Annotated in this window: 2 tRNA genes and 2 rRNA genes; all 4 read left to right on the top strand. The window is 51.5% G+C overall.

Annotation, left to right across the window (positions count from 1 at the left end):
- Nucleotides 1-384, top strand: a 16S ribosomal RNA gene (locus tag RGM2987_RS00165); the annotation flags it as partial.
- Nucleotides 385-449: 65 nt separating this feature from the next.
- Nucleotides 450-526, top strand: a tRNA-Ile gene (locus RGM2987_RS00160).
- Between the two features lie 26 nt (nt 527-552).
- Nucleotides 553-628: transfer RNA gene (locus RGM2987_RS00155), tRNA-Ala, on the top strand.
- A gap of 252 nt (nt 629-880) precedes the next feature.
- Nucleotides 881-1,454 (top strand): 23S ribosomal RNA (locus RGM2987_RS00150); the annotation flags it as partial.

Below are 1,454 nucleotides of genomic sequence, written 5' to 3'. Positions count from 1 at the left end.
TGCCGGTGACAAACCGGAGGAAGGTGGGGATGACGTCAAGTCATCATGGCCCTTACGGCCTGGGCTACACACGTGCTACAATGGTCGGTACAGAGGGTTGCCAAGCCGCGAGGTGGAGCTAATCCCACAAAACCGATCGTAGTCCGGATCGCAGTCTGCAACTCGACTGCGTGAAGTCGGAATCGCTAGTAATCGCGAATCAGAATGTCGCGGTGAATACGTTCCCGGGCCTTGTACACACCGCCCGTCACACCATGGGAGTGGGTTGCACCAGAAGTAGCTAGTCTAACCTTCGGGGGGACGGTTACCACGGTGTGATTCATGACTGGGGTGAAGTCGTAACAAGGTAGCCGTAGGGGAACCTGCGGCTGGATCACCTCCTTAATCGACGACCGCAGCGGCTCCATGAGCTCCCACACGAATTGCTTGATTCATTGAAGAAGACGATTGGGTCTGTAGCTCAGTTGGTTAGAGCGCACCCCTGATAAGGGTGAGGTCGGCAGTTCGAATCTGCCCAGACCCACCAATTACTGGTGCACCCTGTAGCGATACGGGGCCATAGCTCAGCTGGGAGAGCGCCTGCCTTGCACGCAGGAGGTCAGCGGTTCGATCCCGCTTGGCTCCACCATTTACCGATTGGTGACCCTCGTTAAAGCTTAGAAATGAGCATTCCATCAAGGTGATGGTGAATGTTGATTTCTAGTCTTTTGATTAGATCGTTCTTTAAAAATTTGGGTATGTGATAGAAAGATAGACTGAAGGCCACTTTCACTGGTGGTGTTCAGGCTAAGGTAAAATTTGTGAGTTGCTCGATGAGCAAGCGTACGAATTTTCGGCGAATGTCGTCTTCACAGTATAACCAGATTGCTTGGGGTTATATGGTCAAGTGAAGAAGCGCATACGGTGGATGCCTTGGCAGTCAGAGGCGATGAAAGACGTGGTAGCCTGCGAAAAGCTTCGGGGAGTCGGCAAACAGACTGTGATCCGGAGATGTCTGAATGGGGGAACCCAGCCATCATAAGATGGTTATCTTACGCTGAATACATAGGCGTAAGAGGCGAACCAGGGGAACTGAAACATCTAAGTACCCTGAGGAAAAGAAATCAACCGAGATTCCCTTAGTAGTGGCGAGCGAACGGGGACTAGCCCTTAAGCTTCTTTGATTTTAGCGGAACGCTCTGGAAAGTGCGGCCATAGTGGGTGATAGCCCTGTACGCGAAAGGATCTTAGAAGTGAAATCGAGTAGGACGGAGCACGAGAAACTTTGTCTGAATATGGGGGGACCATCCTCCAAGGCTAAATACTACTGACTGACCGATAGTGAACTAGTACCGTGAGGGAAAGGCGAAAAGAACCCCGGAGAGGGGAGTGAAATAGATCCTGAAACCGTATGCGTACAAGCAGTGGGAGCCCACTTTGTTGGGTGACTGCGTACCTTTTGTATAATGGGTCAG

Origin of the sequence: Pseudomonas sp. RGM2987 (genome assembly GCF_022952855.1) — a bacterium.
In the GTDB taxonomy this organism is placed as follows: Bacteria; Pseudomonadota; Gammaproteobacteria; order Pseudomonadales; family Pseudomonadaceae; genus Aquipseudomonas.
The sequence above is the reverse complement of the archived record's forward strand: the minus strand, read 5'-3'. Positions and strand labels throughout refer to the sequence as shown.